8 protein-coding genes are annotated in these 15,894 nt (G+C 54.1%); 4 read left to right on the forward strand and 4 right to left on the reverse strand.

What is annotated here, in order from left to right; translation table 11 throughout:
* Positions 1–22: 22 nt before the first annotated feature.
* Entirely contained in the window at positions 23–4,102 is a 4,080-nt protein-coding gene (locus tag ACYVC2_RS06460) for a hybrid sensor histidine kinase/response regulator transcription factor (protein WP_461101486.1), read from the forward strand.
* Here ACYVC2_RS06460 and ACYVC2_RS06465 read toward each other — a convergent pair.
* Positions 4,099–4,539: an RNA polymerase sigma factor gene (locus tag ACYVC2_RS06465; RefSeq protein WP_461101487.1), complete on the reverse strand. Its 441-nt coding sequence runs from the start codon at positions 4,537–4,539 to the stop codon at positions 4,099–4,101. The two genes, ACYVC2_RS06460 and ACYVC2_RS06465, sit on opposite strands and share 4 nt — an antisense overlap.
* Positions 4,540–4,927: 388 nt before the next feature.
* Here ACYVC2_RS06465 and ACYVC2_RS06470 point away from each other — a divergent pair, with 388 nt between their 5' ends.
* Both ACYVC2_RS06470 and ACYVC2_RS06475 read left to right on the forward strand, forming a co-directional pair.
* On the forward strand, positions 4,928–5,689 hold the full coding sequence (locus ACYVC2_RS06470) for a methyltransferase domain-containing protein (protein WP_461101488.1): 762 nt from the start codon (positions 4,928–4,930) through the stop codon (positions 5,687–5,689).
* A 235-nt stretch (positions 5,690–5,924) separates the two neighbouring features.
* Positions 5,925–8,993, forward strand: a complete 3,069-nt coding sequence (locus ACYVC2_RS06475) for a T9SS type A sorting domain-containing protein (protein ID WP_461101489.1) — start codon at positions 5,925–5,927, stop codon at positions 8,991–8,993.
* 85 nt (positions 8,994–9,078) lie between these two features.
* Here ACYVC2_RS06475 and ACYVC2_RS06480 read toward each other — a convergent pair whose 3' ends face one another.
* The 3 genes from ACYVC2_RS06480 to ACYVC2_RS06490 all read right to left on the reverse strand — a co-directional run bounded on the left by ACYVC2_RS06480 (position 9,079) and on the right by ACYVC2_RS06490 (position 14,892).
* A complete protein-coding gene (locus ACYVC2_RS06480) occupies positions 9,079–11,757 on the reverse strand; it encodes a permease prefix domain 2-containing transporter (RefSeq protein ID WP_461101490.1) in 2,679 nt (892 codons plus the stop codon).
* A 77-nt stretch (positions 11,758–11,834) separates the two neighbouring features.
* Positions 11,835–14,471, reverse strand: coding sequence for an ABC transporter permease (locus ACYVC2_RS06485; RefSeq protein ID WP_461101491.1), 2,637 nt, complete (start codon positions 14,469–14,471; stop codon positions 11,835–11,837).
* Positions 14,472–14,553: 82 nt separating this feature from the next.
* Entirely contained in the window at positions 14,554–14,892 is a 339-nt protein-coding gene (locus ACYVC2_RS06490) for a PadR family transcriptional regulator (protein WP_461101492.1), read from the reverse strand.
* Between the two features lie 216 nt (positions 14,893–15,108).
* On the opposite strand from ACYVC2_RS06490, the gene trpF reads away from it, so the two are divergent.
* Entirely contained in the window at positions 15,109–15,729 is a 621-nt protein-coding gene (gene trpF, locus ACYVC2_RS06495; RefSeq protein ID WP_461101493.1) for a phosphoribosylanthranilate isomerase, read from the forward strand.
* Positions 15,730–15,894: the final 165 nt, after the last annotated feature.

A 15,894-nucleotide genomic window follows, 5' to 3' on the forward strand; every position in this document is an offset into this window, starting at 1 on the left:
AACAAATCTGTTGCTGAATCGTATGGTCCGTCCATGGCTTATTTCGTTCCTGCTGGTTTCGGTAATCGAGGGGATTGCCCAACCAGACCGTTCTGCCAGAAGTGGTGGCACACCGGTTCAGGAACAGCCCGTCAGCAACGATTTCGACCATCTGTCGGTAGAAGATGGCTTATCCAATAATTCAGTCATCTGCATTTTTCAGGACCGCGAAGGGTTTATGTGGTTCGGCACCGACGATGGCCTGAATAAATACGATGGCTACACGTTTACGGCCTTAAAACCTGATCTGAACGATCGCGCCCATAGTTTTCACAGCAATCAGATTTATCGGTTGTGCGAGGATCGGAAAAACCGACTGTGGGTCGCTACACTCGGTGGGCTGCACGAAGTGGATAAACGCACCAACCGGGTGACGCCCCATCCGATTCGGGGCAGCAACGCCGACAAATGGAACTACCAGCATTCGGTCTACGAAGATAGTCAGGGCGTACTGTGGGTTAGTTCGCTGGGTGGCCTGGCTAAGTACGAGCCTGAACTGCGTCGGTTTACGCTGTTTCCGGTGCCCCAGCACGAAGCGACGATCAAGACCGTTTTCGAAGATCCGCAGCACCGGTTCTGGGTGGCCACCTATGAAGGACTGTATTTATTTGACCGGACTACAGGGCGGTATACGCTGATCCCCGTTTCGGTAGCGCCCGGAAAAGCGCAACCGACGTTCATCGCCTTTTATCTGGACCCACAGGAGGTGCTCTGGCTGGGCACCTCGACGGTCGGTTGCGGGCTGTACCGACTGGACCTGCGCCGACAACCCTGGCGACCGGAACCGTACCGACCCGCCGGCCAACTGACCTCCTATACCTACCTCAACTCGATCCGTAGCGACGGGAAGGGTATGTTATGGGTAGCAACTACGCGTGGTTTACAACGCATCGATCCCGTTCGTAATCAGGCATATACATTCCGGCCCGACCCCAATTCGGCCAAAGGCATCAGCAGCAGCACCGCCCAAACGGTTTACTTCGACCGGTCTGGTACGCTCTGGGTCGGAACGGATAACGGAATCGACCGGCAGGTTGTAAACAACAAGCCTTTCATGACCCATCAGGTGCGGCCCAACAAAGGCACCGCTAACCTGCCCGAAAACAAAGTGGTAGCGGTGCTACCAGATCGGAAAGAGCGTTTTTGGATCAGTAGCGGCTTCGACGTGTATAGACCAGCGGTAGGCGGCAACGAATCGCAACTGGTGCCTCCGGAAATCCTGGGTGCCAACAGCCAGTTTCGGAATTTTACGCAGGCTTTCTTACCCGACAGTGCCGGCGGGCTGTGGCTGGGAACCTGGACAGGCCTGTATCACTACGACCCAAAAACCGACCATTTTCAGCATTACCCTTCCGAAATTCCGATCGAATACATCAGTAGGGCACCTACGGGTGAGATCTGGGTAGGGGGCTATATCGTGCCAAACTCCGGGATTGCCTCGTTCGATCCGCGAACCCATCGCTATACCTATCACAAATACCGCCCGAACGACGCCAGCGGGCTGCCCGACCAGTACATACACGGGCTGCTGGTCAGCCAAACAGGCGACGTATGGGTGCCCTTTCGAAAGAATGGCATTGGTCGGCTCGATCCGCGCACCGGGCGCTTCGTGCACTACACGGCCGGGGGAAAAACTCAGCTGAACAGCAATGATATCCAGACCATCTACGAAGATAAAGCCGGGGTGATCTGGGTAGGTACCCAGCAGGGGGGCGTCAATCGGTTCGATCCGAAAACGGAGCGGTTTTCGGCCATCACCACCCGCCATGGTCTGCCCAGCAACAATATTGTCGGGATCATCAACGACAAAGCCGGGCGGCTGTGGTTCAGTTCCGACAAAGGGCTATGCCGGTATGACCCACGTACGAAAGATGTTCGTAATTATCAGACCAACAGCGGGTTGCCTAGTAATGATTTTTTAAGGAATGCCGTTTTTCGGCAAAAGAGCCGGCTCTATTTCGGTAGTCTGAACGGCGTGGTGTATTTCAATCCGGATAGTATTCGCGACGATACCCGCCCTTTTCCGGTTTATATCACCGGGCTGAAAGTACATGATCAGTCCCGAAGCCTTAGCGACAGTAGCCTTACTCTCGACCACGACGAAAATTTCCTGTCGTTTAGCTTTGCCGCGCTCACCTACGCGCAACCCGAACTGAACCAGTACGCTTATCAGCTCGTTGGGATCGATAAAGCCTGGGTGCAGAACGGAAACCAGCACCTGGCCAACTACACGAACCTGGCTCCCGGCAGCTACACATTCCGGGTGAAAGCGGCCAACAGCGACGGGATATGGAATCAGCGGGGCGCATCGCTCCAGGTCATTATCCGGCCACCCTGGTGGGCTACCTGGTGGGCTTACGGCCTGTATGTGTTGCTGGCCGGAGGGGGCATCTGGGGATACATTCGGGTTTATACCAACCGCATCCGCCAACAGCAGGAGCTCGAACTCAACCGCCGGGAAGCGGAGCAGTTGAAAGCGGTCGATGAACTGAAAACCCGCTTTTTTTCCAACATCACCCACGAATTTCGCACTCCGCTGTCGCTGATTATTTCACCGATCGAAAAGCTGCTGCAGGAAAATCGCTTCGACTCGGCTACCCGTCAGACCCTGGCACTGGTACAACGGAATGCCGACCAGTTACTGCGGCTGATCAATCAATTGCTGGATCTGTCAAAACTCGAAGCCAGCCGCATGGCCGTTTCGCTCATGCGGGGCGACGTGCCTCAATTCGTTCAGCAGGTTGTTGAGTCATTCCGCCAGCGAGCCGATCATAAAGAAGTTCGCCTAAGCTACACAACCGAATCGTTTCCGAAGGAATACCTGTTCGATGCCGACAAATGGGAGAAAATTCTGACGAATCTGTTGTCCAACGCGTTGAAATTTACGGAAACCGGCGGGTCGGTAACTGTTACGCTAACCCCAGTAGCTGACCGGACGGGCGAGGTGGCCCAGGCCCAACTGCAAATCTCCGACTCGGGCATTGGCATCTCGCCGGACCAACTCCCGTACATTTTCGATCGGTTCTACCAGGCCGACACGTCCCGAACGCGGGCTTACGAAGGCACCGGGATCGGACTGGCGCTGGTGAAGGAACTGATCGAGTTGCTGGGAGGAAGTATTTCCGTTGACAGCCAGCTCCGCCAGGGAACGACCTTCCGGCTAGTCCTGCCCCTGGCGGCCGTCTCGACAAAGGCCGATGCGCCCGCGGTAATTGCACCGGCTAAAGCGCAGCCTGCGCCAAATAGTCTGCCCTCCGTTGCGCCGGTCGTGCCGACTGCTTCCGTTGAGAGTGATTCGCAGTTGCCTCTGATTCTCGTCGTTGAAGACAACGAAGAACTCCGGGAGTTTCTGGCAAACGAATTGTCGGCGAGCTACCGCATTATTCGGGCTACGAATGGGGAAACGGGCTGGCAACTGACCCGGTCTGAACTACCGGATGTCGTTATTACGGATATCATGATGCCCCGCATGGATGGCTACGAGCTGACCCGGCTCATCAAAAATCAACCCGACACCGACCACATTTCGGTCATTCTGCTCACGGCTAAAGCGTCTCATCAAAGCCGGATCGAAGGATTGCAGGAAGGTGCAGATGAGTACATGGCAAAGCCGTTTCACCTGGATGAACTTCACCTGCGGTTGCGCAACCTGCTTTCGCACAAGCAAAAACTCCGCGACTACTACCGGCTGCAGCTGGCGCAGCCCGATCCGGCCCGGCCAATCAACCAGGTAGAAGACGCTTTTCTGCACCGGGTGTATACGCTGCTGGAGGAGCACCTGAGCGATCCTTCACTCGATGTCGACTGGTTGGCGGGTCAGGTGGCCATGAGCCGTAAGACACTCTACCGTAAAATTCACAGCCTGGTTCAACTGGCTCCGAACGAGCTGATTCGGCAGTACCGCCTGCGCAAAGCGGCCGATCTGCTGCGGGCAGGCCACACGGCCTCCCAAACGGCTTATCTGGTAGGTTTTAAAACGCCGTCGTATTTCACCATCGTCTTCAAGGAGTTTTATCAGAAAACACCCACTGAATTCGCGGCCTTGGGCGCTGATAAGGTTTAATGCCCATTGATCTGGGATAAAACAGAGCCCTTGACTGAGCTACTTAGCCGCCAAATTGTTGAGCTCTCCAGATCGCCGGCGACATGGCTGATATCGGCTGCATCGAGGTAGTCGGGCATCGCGTCTGTATACCGAAACCGGGCCGACTTCAACTCGGTATACCAAACCCGTTTACAATACTCGAAGGCTACGGTCGTAATGCGTGTCCCCTGCTGAAGCTGATATTTTCCCGACTCGATATTGAGCAGTAAGCTCATCAGCCCTTTCTGAAAAGCGTCTTCAGCGTCCATTTCCGAACCGCGGTTAGTCAGCACCCAATGCCGAAAAGAAGGAAATACATCGGCATACAAAAATGTATAGGCGCGGTCATCCCGACGGCTTAGGGCCTCATAAAATTCCAGATCGGTTGGATAGACAGGGTGTGGTCGGATGGCCATGAGTCAGCAGATGAACGAAAATAAAACCTGAGGGGCGGGCTTTTTACTCATCTGTCAGTATCCCTTGATAGGAGATGGACCGAAAAGGTAATTCAGCAAAGAAACCTTTTCCCAAAGATTGCGTCAGAAAACGTGAAAGTATCATTCACCTTTTTTAGTCAGCTTCTATACACAGCTGAAGTCAGTCGAACGAAGCGTAACCGCCCATGAGCGGATGGAGCCAACGACTAAAATTATGGTGGTAGAAGCTGAAAAAGCCAGGAGCACAGGCCACACTCCACCAGTAATGTTCATAAGAACAGTCGATACTCCTGCGTCCAGGTGGCTCTGTACTAGTGTCAAAACCTAGCATACATATCTGATTTATAATTTACCCGTATTTAAGAATATGTCCAGCCCATCCTCCTTAAACCCGATTGAAGCATATAGTCATTTCCTGAGTCCGGAAGAGTCTGCTTATTTTCAATTTCACCAGGCTCGCTTTACGTATCTGGGCGAGGAGGTACATCGGTTAGCCACCGCTAAGAACCATCCTGCACAGCCGGTATCCCTGTTAGATATCGGTCCTCACTTTCAAACTCCCATTTTTCGTGAGCTACTGGGGGCTGCGGCTACAATCAACACCTTAGGCTGGGAGATCGGTGAGTCGATTGTACCCAAAGGAGTGGTCGATCAGCACTTCACGTTCGATCTGAACGACAGTCCTTATCCAGAGCGGTGGGTTCCGATGCCTCAGCATGATATAATCGTTATGGCCGAGGTGTTTGAGCATCTTCATACAGCTCCCGAATATTTCTTAGGGTTCATTCGAACGCTCCTCAAACCAGATGGGTATCTGCTCATCGGAACGCCCAATGCGGTCTCGCTTACCCACCGGGTGCACATGGTAGGTGGAAACAATCCGTTCGAGAAAATCAGGGTAACGATCAACAACCCAGGGCATTTTCGGGAGTATACCGTTCAGGAACTGAAAACGTATGCTAAAATGAGTGGCTTTTCGGTGGAGCGCACGACACTGTCCGATTTTTATCCATCCTCACCGATGGCCAGACTGCTCAAAAGCTACGTGCCGACCTTGCGGGATTGTATTCACATCGTGTTCAGGAAAAATGCTGAGCCCGATAGGCCGGTGCCGCTTACATTGTGGTAAGCTCCGTAAGGCGTTTTCTTAACCGGCTCTGTAAACGGGCTGGTTGACGTGTCCTGTCAACAGAAGGGCTGTATTCGTCAACAGCCGCGGGATTGTTTTGTCATATTTGGGACTATTGCTTTCAGTTTGGGGGCATTTAGGGCAATGGTAGAATAATTCGCCGATGAATGATTTATCTTCGGGAACGGAGCCATAAAGCCCTGGTTTTCTGTGTACAATAAAACCCTTTACTACCATGAAAAAAATCTATGTACAACTGGTACGATCGATCTGGCTGGCTTTGCTCGCAATGGGCGTTATGAGCAGCCAGGTAGCCTGGGCGCAGGCCATTCCGGACATCCAATGGACGCATACCGGAACGCCCCTGGCCATAACGTCTGACGGCAACCTTGTAGCGACGGAGTTCATTTCCAATCAACCTGTTATACCCGGTTCGATTGCTCCGGCGGGTGATGGACTCGTTAAATACGCCCTGAATGGAAACCAGCTCTGGCGAACGGGGCTTATGCAGGGTGGCTATTACATCGGTGGAAAAATACCCGGTTACAGTTACGAAGTCGTTGGGAAAGTGTTTCGTGCCGCGCCAACAACCGATGGGGGCCTGGCCATTGTGGGCAAGACCTCGCTCCGAAGTGCCAGCGTCGCCATTAAAGTCAGTGCCCAGGGCGGCCCACGGCGCTGGGAAGACAGCGACCTGTTTTTCGATGGACAGGCCGAGCTCTATCAGGACGATATCATCGGTACACCGGACGGTGGCTTTCTGGTCCTGATTGCCGCTGCTAAGTACGGGTCAACGACCAGCACCATCGTGCGGAAGTATGATGCTTCGGGTAATTTCTCCTGGGCCAAATCGGTCGCTTACCCAACGGCAAATCCGGGCAATCCCGACCGAAGTCTGACCAAAGGCGAAGCGGTTCTGAATGCGCCCGGTGGCGGGTATCTGGTGGTGGGGTATTACAACACCACGGGCGCGATCAATGATCTGGCAAACAGTAGCCTGACGGACAATACGGGCTGGGTCGCCAAACTTACCGATCAGGGCGACGTGGTCTGGCAAAAGCTGCTCAGCGGCTTACCCGTAACCTCGACTAATGGCGGGCCGGTGCCGGGATCGATCATAAAAATGTATACGGCTTCAGATGTTATCTTATCTGCCGATGGGACAGGCTATGCGCTGGTGGGGGCTGCCATCAGTCCCAGTTCACCGAATTCCCCTCCGCCTACCACGGCTATTCTGGAGCTTGACTGGAACGGGAATTTCAAGCGCGCCCGATCTTTATTCACCGCGCCCACCGAAGCGTTTCTTACGTCCTACGTCGGGGCGGGGGCAGCCAACTACTACGCGGTCGGAAATTCGTCGCTCAATAGCGGAGTCGATCCTCAGATCGTAAAAGTCAGTACGGCGAATCTGGCCCTGAGCGATCCGGCCTTATTCAGCGTCGTCAGCCAGCGGACGTTCGATAGCTCGACGGATATGTACCTCCAGGGTATCGATCGCGCTGGTGATGGAAGTCTAGTGTACTGGGCGGGTAATCAGAGCGTAAAACTTAAGGTCGAAATGGCCCCTCCCGGACAGCCGCTCACGCTTAACGCCCCAACGTACAATTGCCAGACGGGTGCAATTACCTTCAACGTCAGCGGAGGCAATGGCTCGTCCATCACCTACATTGCGCCAGGGGTGACACGGGCATCGGCAACGGATAACTTCGGGGTGGTCGAGCCAGGACTGCGCAACGACCCTAAAGTCATCACCATCACGGCTCAGCAGAGTGGCGTGAGTGTCAGCTATAATTTCGATCTGAAAGCCGCCTGCAGTGGTACGCCCGCGCCAAAACCGCCGGTCAGCCAGCCGATTCCGGATCAGTCACTGATGGTCGGACAATCCTGGTCGGGTTTCCCAGTCGGTAATTACTTTTCTGATCCTAACCTGGGCATGATTCCGAACTACGTGCCCGACTGGTCGTTCACCATCACGGGCCTGCCCGACGGGCTGTACGTCTTCTCCCGTCCGCAGGATCTGCTGTATACCCCGGCGGTAACCATTCTGGGTACGCCCACCACCGCCGGAGTGTACACCGTGACGGTAAGAGCCAGCACGGGAGCCTTCCGGAACAGTCCCATCGTTACAACGTTTAAGATCACCGTGTCGCCTACCAACCCACCGACGGGTAATCCATTGGTTATGAGTGCGCCAACCTACAATTGCCAGACCGGCGCTATCGTGTTCAATACCTCGGGGGGCGATGGCTCGCCCATCACCTACATTGCGCCAGGGGTGACGCGAGCGTCGGCAACGGATAACTTTGGAACGGTCGAACAGGGACTGCGTAATGATCCTAAAGTGATTACCATCACCGCTCAGCAAAGCGGGGTAAGCGTCAGCTATAATTTCGACCTGAAATCCGCCTGTAGCAACACCGGCAGTCCTAAGCCACCTATGCTGAACGGTCCCATTCCGGATCAGTCGCTGACGGTGGGACAATCACTGCCCGGCAATGGATTTATTGTCGGGAACTATTTCTCCGATCCGAATCTGGGTGTGATTCCGAACTACGTGCCCGACTGGTCGTTCACCATCACAGGCTTGCCCGATGGATTGTACGTCTTCTCCCGTCCGCAGGATCTGTTGTATACCCCGGCGGTAACCATTCTGGGTACACCCACCACCGTTGGAAGCTATACCGTGACAGTGAAAGCCAGTACGGCTGCATTCCGTAATAGTCCCATCATTACTACCTTTAAAATTACCGTGTCGCCTACCAACCCACCGACGGGTGCGTTGACGTTACTGGCTCCGGTTTATGACTGTGCGACGGGGGCGTTTACGTTCCGGACGAGTGGCGGAGATGGCACACCCATCGAATTTCAGGCCGCCGGAATAACGGGCTGGACGACCAACCCCAATCAGTTCGTAGACAAAGACAGCCGGACTGCCAGCGACGTAAAACCCTTTATGCTGATGGCGCGCCAGAGCGGACAGGTCGTCACTTACATCTGGGATCTGAAGGCCGCCTGTGGGCGGGCGCGGGTCGGCGTAGAGGAGCCTGGTACGAAGCTGTTGGTGCAGGTGCTGGGAAATCCGATTCTGGGGCATGACGCTCAGCTGGACATTACGGGTGCCGCCGGACAGACGCTCTGGCTCAACCTGGTCGACAGCCAGGGTCGACCGGTTCATCAGCAAACCATCGATCAGGCCGGATCGACTGAGCAAATCCGGATACCGGTCGGGCAAGGGAGTGGTTTGTATCTGCTGCAGGTGCAGACAGCCCGCGAACGTCAGACGGTTAAATTAGTTAGACCGTAAGCAGACCTGTAGTACCGACCGGAACGGTCGGCTGAGAAATGAACACAGACCCAACTGGGGCGGTCGGTACTACAGGTTACCAGCATTACTCTGTTCGCAGACTTTTTACCGGATTGACCAGCGCGGCTTTCAGGCTCTGAAAACTAACCGTCAGCAGCGCGATGCCAACCGCTAACAGGCCCGCCAGCGCAAAAATCCACCACGACAGTTCGACTTTGTAGGCGAAGTCGGATAGCCACTGGCCCATCGCCCACCAGGCAATGGGTGAAGCAATGAGCAGTGCTACGACCACCAGCTTCAGGAAATCGACGGAGAGCAGCGCCATAATACTCGCTACCGACGCTCCCAGCACTTTCCGAATCCCGATCTCTTTCGTCCGTTGCTCAGCCGTGAACGTTGCCAGTCCGAACAACCCCATGCAGGAAATCAGAATTGCAATGATCGTGGCCGTGTTGACGAGTTGCGCGGTTTTCTGTTCTTTTTCGTACAGCTTCGCGATGGAATCGTCAAGGAAGGTGTAGTCGAACCTGTTGTCTGGATAGACCGTTTTCCAGGCTTGTTCAATACCGGCCAGGGTGGTCTTTATTTCGCTGAGTTGTCCGTTTGGAGTGGCCAGCTTTACCCCGATGTTTTTCGATTGCCGAGGCAGGTAGCCAATAAATGTAGCATTAATTTTTTCGTGGAATGATTGCTGGTGGAAGTCGGCTACCACGCCCACGATGGGAATCTGTTTACCCTGCATTTCGACAAACTGATTCAGCGCGTCGACCGGTTTTTTGAAACCCAGCGCTTTGGCATAAGTCGCATTGATCACCATTTCCCGGAGCGAATCGCTTTTGTGATAGTTGCGGCCCGCCAGCAGCCGCAATTGATAGAGCGGAATGAAATTCTCGTCACCAATCTTGGCCGATACATCCATCTCCAGTTCCTTCTTCCCCTTGTATTTTAGCTTGGTCATCATGTAGCTATTGCCCATGGGCGGGAACCACTCCATCGTAACCCGCTCAACCCCGGACAGTTGCTTAATTTTCTGCGCCAGTACCAGGCTCCGGTCGTCGCGCAGGGTATTGATCTCAATGATGGCATTTGTCGAGAAACCCAGGTCTTTGTTACGCATGAAATTCAACTGCCGACTGACCATCAGGGTCCCGATGATAAAGACCAGCGACACCGTAAACTGGAAGATAATCAAGCCTTTTCGAAGATATCCTTTCTGGCCACCCTGCAGCGCCGTCTGGCCTTTTAACGTCAGTGCCGGTTGGTAGGACGACAGTACCCATGATGGATAAAAGCCGGACAGCAGCGAGGTCATGATCGTAATGACGAGCGAAAAGGCCAGAGTTTGCCAGCTGATCAGGTTGAAGGTCAGTCCGACAGGAGTCAGCGACTGAAAGACCGACAAAATCGGGTTTGCCAGCAGCAGGGCAATCAGAACAGCCAGCAGGGTCAGGAAAGTCGTTTCGCTCAGAAACTGAAAAACCAGGTGGCTACGGCTACTGCCCAGCACTTTCCGTACCCCCGTCTCTTTGGCCCGTTGCACCGATTGGGCCGTAGCCAGGTTGATGAAGTTAATTGCCGCAATCAGCAGAATAAACCCGGCAATGGCCATCAGGCCGTACAGCGTGGGTAGATGCGCTTTCCGGGAATAATTATCTGCATAGTCTTTGTTGAAATGAATATCTGACAAAGGCTGTAACGCGGGTATGAGCCTTAGCTCCTTCTGAAAATGGGCCTTGCCGAATCGCCGAAACGGTGCCGTAAACTGAGCAGGGGTAGCACCGGGAGGCAATTTGACAAACGCCTGCGAGGCTGACCAGATATCGTCCCACTGATCCAGATCGATGCTGCGGTTGAGCTGACTGGCCCGGATGGTGGCGAAAGAAATAAAATCCGTGAATGTAAAGTCGCTCGGCTGCGTCCAGTCTTTGACAATACCGGCCACGCGGGTCCGAACCGAATCTTCGTAAATGACTTCTTTGCCGAGGACCTGATCGACGGGTAGATCGCCGAAATACGTGCGGGCTTTCTTTTCCGACAAGACAACCTTGAATGGCTCATTGAGCGCCGTTTTCGGATCGCCCGCCAGCCACTGGTACTTAAACAGATCGAAATACGTTGGCTCGACCACGACCAGATCGGCGTTGCCGCCCATACGTCGGCGGCTTTCGAACCGCGTGGGCTTTTCCTGCCCGTTCGGAATCAGCACGTCGGATTCGATCGTATGGAAAGCGGCTACGGTTTCGAGGCCCGCAATTTCCTGCCGTATACCAGCGGGCATGGCATTGGGCACGAACCCGACCGGGTGCTTTTCGCCCGCTGCCCCGTATTGAGCTTCGCCCACCAGTCGGTAGATACGCTCCCCATCCGGATGGAAGGTATCGTAGCTTAGCTCGTAATTGGTAATAAGGTAAATGACCAGGCAGGCCGTTACGCCCAGGGTAAGCCCGAAGAGGTTGATGAGCGTGCTGACTTTATGCTTGGTCAGGTTGCGCAGGGCTGTTTTAACATAGTTTCGGATCATGACTGGATGCAGTAAAAAAGGAGATGAATAGGAGTCAGGTTGCCGCTTGAGTGCAAAAGGCCGCAGAAAACTCAGGACGTTGCGCCCGTACCGCCGACGGGCTTTTGCCAGCCCCAATTGGCGTACCTCGCGCTCGAATCGCTCGCGCAGGTCGCCCTGCACTTCCTCCAGCAGGTGGGGGGCGCAAAACCATTCGAGGAGCCGGTCGGCCCAGCGAGGGGGAGTGATTGTAGTGGATTTCATCGATGTAGTACCGACCATCCCGGTCGGTTGAGAAATGAAGACAGCCCCGACCGTTTCGGTCAGTACTACAACAGATTTTATTCGGTTTTCAAACTCTTCCCCGGATCGATCAGGGCGGCCTGTAGCGATTGCCAGCCGACGGTTATAAACGCAATCGACATGGCAATGGCTGCGGTCGCGACAAACACCCACGCGCTCAGGCTTATCCGATACGGGTAGTTGTTGAGCCACTCGTTCATGGCATACCAGGCCGCCGGAAAGGCGAAAATAAACGAGAAAGAAACCAGCTTCAGAAAATCGGTCGAGAGCAACTGAACGATGCCGGGCACCGTTGCTCCCAGTACTTTCCGAATACCAATTTCTTTGGTACGTCGTTCGGCCGACAGCGTAGCCAGCCCGAACAGACCAATGCACGAAATGAAAATGGTCAGTATGGCCCCGAACAGCATCATTTGCTTCCATTTGGCTTCCGACTCGTACCGCTTCAGGTTTTCCTGATCCAGAAATTTGTAAGCGTAGGGATTGAGTGGGAAAAGTGTTTTGAAGACCGTTTCGATGTGCTGCAGGCTGGCCGTTTCGGTGTTGGGTTTGATTCTGATAAATACCCGGCCATAGTCGTTGCCGGGCCGCATGGTAAACAACTGCGGTTTTATTTCCTGCGTCAGCGACTCGAAATGATTGTCTTTGACCACGCCGATAACGGTGTACTTTTTGTCGGTTTCGTTTAACCAGAAATCGACCGTCTGCCCGAGGGGGTTTTTCCAGCCCGCTTTTTTAACGAAGGTTTCGTTGACCAGCACCGAATGCGACGAATCGGCGGGGAAAGCGGGCGAGAAATTCCGCCCTTTCACCACCGGAATCTTGAACAGTGGCAGGTAGGCCTCGTTCACCGTTTCGTACCGGAAGCTGATCTGGGTTTCGCCGTTTACCTTCGCGCCGGTTCCCCAGTTGCCCATATTTTTGGGAGCTATGTCTACGATAGTTGGGCTTTTGAGTAAGGCTTCCCGAACCAGTCGGACCTCAGGGCGTGTCAGGGTGCGTTTATCGACAATGACCAGGTTGCTGTCGTCGTAGCCTAAGTCTTTATTCGTCAGGTAGTCGAACTGCGAATAAATGGTAAGCGTGGCGATGATCAGGAAAGAAGCCAGCGTGAACTGCAGCACAACCAACGACTTCTGCAGGTAGTTTTTACCCGACAGGTTGAAGCGGCTGTACAACGTCTGAACCGGATCATAACCCGACAGCACCAGCGCCGGATAAAACCCCGACAGCAGGCTGGTCACGATGAACAGCATGATGAAGCCGCCTACTAACCGGACGTCGAACAGGTACGAAAGCGCCAGGGCTTTGTTGGCCAGCTGATTGAACGTAGGTAGCGCTAACTCGACCAGCGCAATGGACAGGATAAAGGCGGCAAAACAAAGCAGAAACGATTCGCCCAGAAACTGAATGATAAGCTGACTACGGGCCCCTCCGACGACTTTTCGAACCCCGATTTCTTTGGCGCGCTTCAGCGACCGGGCCACCGTCAGGTTGACAAAATTAATGCAGGCAATCAACAGGATGAAGACGGCAATACCCGACAGGATGTAGGAATAGGTGGGATTACTTTCGTCGACGAGTCCGTTGCTGGCGGGAAGTTCTTTGCTCAGGTGCATCTCGGTAAACGGCTGCAGCGCATATTGCTTTCTGCTCGTTTCTCCGAACTTCTTTGCCATCGACTTGATGCTCTCCTGGGCGTCGGTCACGTAGACCCGGTTCATCTTCTGCTCCACGTTCCGGAGGTTGGCATTCGGACTGAGCACTACGAAGGTATTCAGAAACACGCTGAACCAGTTTTCATTATTGGCCCATTGCTCCGGATTGACGTCTATCGGCATCAGGACGTCGAATTTGATCGAAGAGTTCTGCGGGCAGTTCCGGGCAACGCCCGTTACGGTATAGGGTTCAAACTGGTCTTTTTCTTTGAAGAGCATGGTCTTGCCCAGGGCGTCGGTAGTTCCGAAGGTCTTTTCGGCCATCGCTTCCGAAAGTACGACCGACCGGGGCCGTTGCAGAGCCGTTTTCGGATTACCACTGAGTAATGGGAAAGAGAAGATTGAAAAGAAGCTGGAGTCGGCTGAATAGATGTCCTGGCTGCGGACCTCGTTATTCAGCTTCAGATCTTTCCGGTTTTCCGAATAGCGAACAAACGACAGGATTTCCGGAACCCCCGCCTGGAATTTAGGTCCCGGAAAAATACCCGTGTATGGCTGGAGACCTTCTACGATACCGGCGGCCGTGAGATTTTTGCTGTAAATTCGGTAAATGGCCGGGTTCTTTGCATGAAAGCGGTCGTAGCTGACTTCATCTTTGGTGTAGAGGATAATCAGCATGGCGGCCGCCAGACCGATGCTCAGGCCAACGATGTTGATGGCTGAATATGCCTTGTTACGGGCCAGGTTGCGGAGGGCAATTTTAAGATAGTTCTTCAGCATGTCTGTATTGGTTGGGTTGGAGTAATCGTTCGGTAGTCGTTTTAGGGCAAAAGGGCGCAGGAAACCGATTACATTGAGCCCATAGCGTCGATTGGCTCTAGCGCGACCTATCTGCCGGCTATCGCGCTGGTATCGTTCGTACAGATCGCCCTGCACTTCTTCCAGCAGGTGAGGGGCGCAGAACCATTCCAGCAGCCAGTCGGCCCAGCGGGGGGGAGTTAGTCGATTGGGTGTCATCCGTGTAGTGCCGACCGTTGCAGTCGGCTAAACATGCTTTGAGTAACGTTTCATGGCCGACCGTTTCAGTCAGCGCTGTCGGTCAAATGCTGATGGCAGGCAACGCGTTAGGCGCAATGGAATCCCACAACTGATTGCGCACCGCCCGAATGTCGTGCAGGGTGCGGCTGCCCAGAGCGGTCACGGCAAACAAACGTTTACGCCGTCCACCCCGCTCGGCCGTCGCTTCGCCCATGTGCGATTTGAGCATGCCTTTTTCTTCCAGCCGATGCAGAGCTGCATGAACCGCACTGATGCTGACCGAACGACCCGTTTGCCGGTCCAGCTCATCGGTGATGGCCACGCCGTATGCACCTTCGTTCAGCACCGCCACGGTCAATAGCACGATTTCTTCAAATTCACCCAGGTACGTTCGTTTCATGGCGAAAGAATAAGATTAACTTTTGTAGAACAAATACTTTGCCAATTTCTGAAAAGCGCCTTTATCACCCCGGTAAGCCTGTTTTTCTCCTCGAATGTTGTCCACAATCGTACAGTCGCTGTCCGAAGCCGAACAATCTAATTGGGCTGTTGGCGCCTATAAACCGCAGCGGTCCGTAACTTCGCCCCCACGATCGACCAACGGCTACCCGACAACATGGCTCTCAAAACACTCGTTAAAATTTCCAACGTTACCAATCTCAGTGACGCTCGCTACTGCGCCGGTATGGGCGTCGACATGCTCGGCTTTTCCATGGATTCGGACTCGCCGGACTATGTGGACCCGAAAAAATTCGACGAAATCAGGGGCTGGGTCGCCGGGGTACAGATCGTCGGAGAAACGACGACTTCAGACCCTGAACTCATCGAGCAACTGCTGGAAACCTACCAACCGGATGGGTTGCAGATCGACGAAGCCGCGTTGCTGCCGTATCTGAGTACGTTCGGCAAATCGCTCATTCTGCGCGTCGATCTTCTTCAACTAACGCTGGATCAGCTCGATACCTTGTTCCTGACGGGCGTGAGCGGGGCCGAGTACGTATTGCTCGAAAGCAGCGGCCCCATTCATCTCGATGTGGAACTGAAAACCGTACTACAGCGGCTGGCCAGTCGGTTTCCTATTCTCTTGGGAACGGGCATCTCCGCCGATAATATCCATGAGTTACTGACGGAGTTGCCCGTGCGTGGCATCGCCCTGAGCGGGGGCGACGAAGAGCGGCCCGGTAACAAAGAGTTCGGTGAACTGATGGATATTCTGGAAACGATTGAGATCGACTAATCCGGAGATGCGGGTGTATCAGTATTCTCCAGTGCAGAAATTATTATCCGTCGACGCGAAGAGCTGGCGACATGCAGCTGTCTGGTAGCTGCATGTCCTGTTAAATAGGAGCCTGTTCGGAAAGAGATCTTTGTCATTCCGGCGGCAGGAGGAATCTTAAACGTC

Source organism: Spirosoma koreense (genome assembly GCF_054777875.1).

Bases quoted from the DNA above. Each gene is read 5' to 3' on its own strand.
- ACYVC2_RS06490 (WP_461101492.1), bottom strand. From the start codon at position 14,892: ATGAAACGAACGTACCTGGGTGAATTTGAAGAAATCGTGCTATTGACC.
- trpF (WP_461101493.1), top strand. From the start codon at position 15,109: ATGGCTCTCAAAACACTCGTTAAAATTTCCAACGTTACCAATCTCAGT.
- ACYVC2_RS06465 (WP_461101487.1), bottom strand. From the start codon at position 4,539: ATGGCCATCCGACCACACCCTGTCTATCCAACCGATCTGGAATTTTAT.
- ACYVC2_RS06480 (WP_461101490.1), bottom strand. From the start codon at position 11,757: ATGAAATCCACTACAATCACTCCCCCTCGCTGGGCCGACCGGCTCCTC.
- ACYVC2_RS06485 (WP_461101491.1), bottom strand. From the start codon at position 14,471: ATGACACCCAATCGACTAACTCCCCCCCGCTGGGCCGACTGGCTGCTG.
- ACYVC2_RS06470 (WP_461101488.1), top strand. From the start codon at position 4,928: ATGTCCAGCCCATCCTCCTTAAACCCGATTGAAGCATATAGTCATTTC.
- ACYVC2_RS06475 (WP_461101489.1), top strand. From the start codon at position 5,925: ATGAAAAAAATCTATGTACAACTGGTACGATCGATCTGGCTGGCTTTG.
- ACYVC2_RS06460 (WP_461101486.1), top strand. From the start codon at position 23: ATGGTCCGTCCATGGCTTATTTCGTTCCTGCTGGTTTCGGTAATCGAG.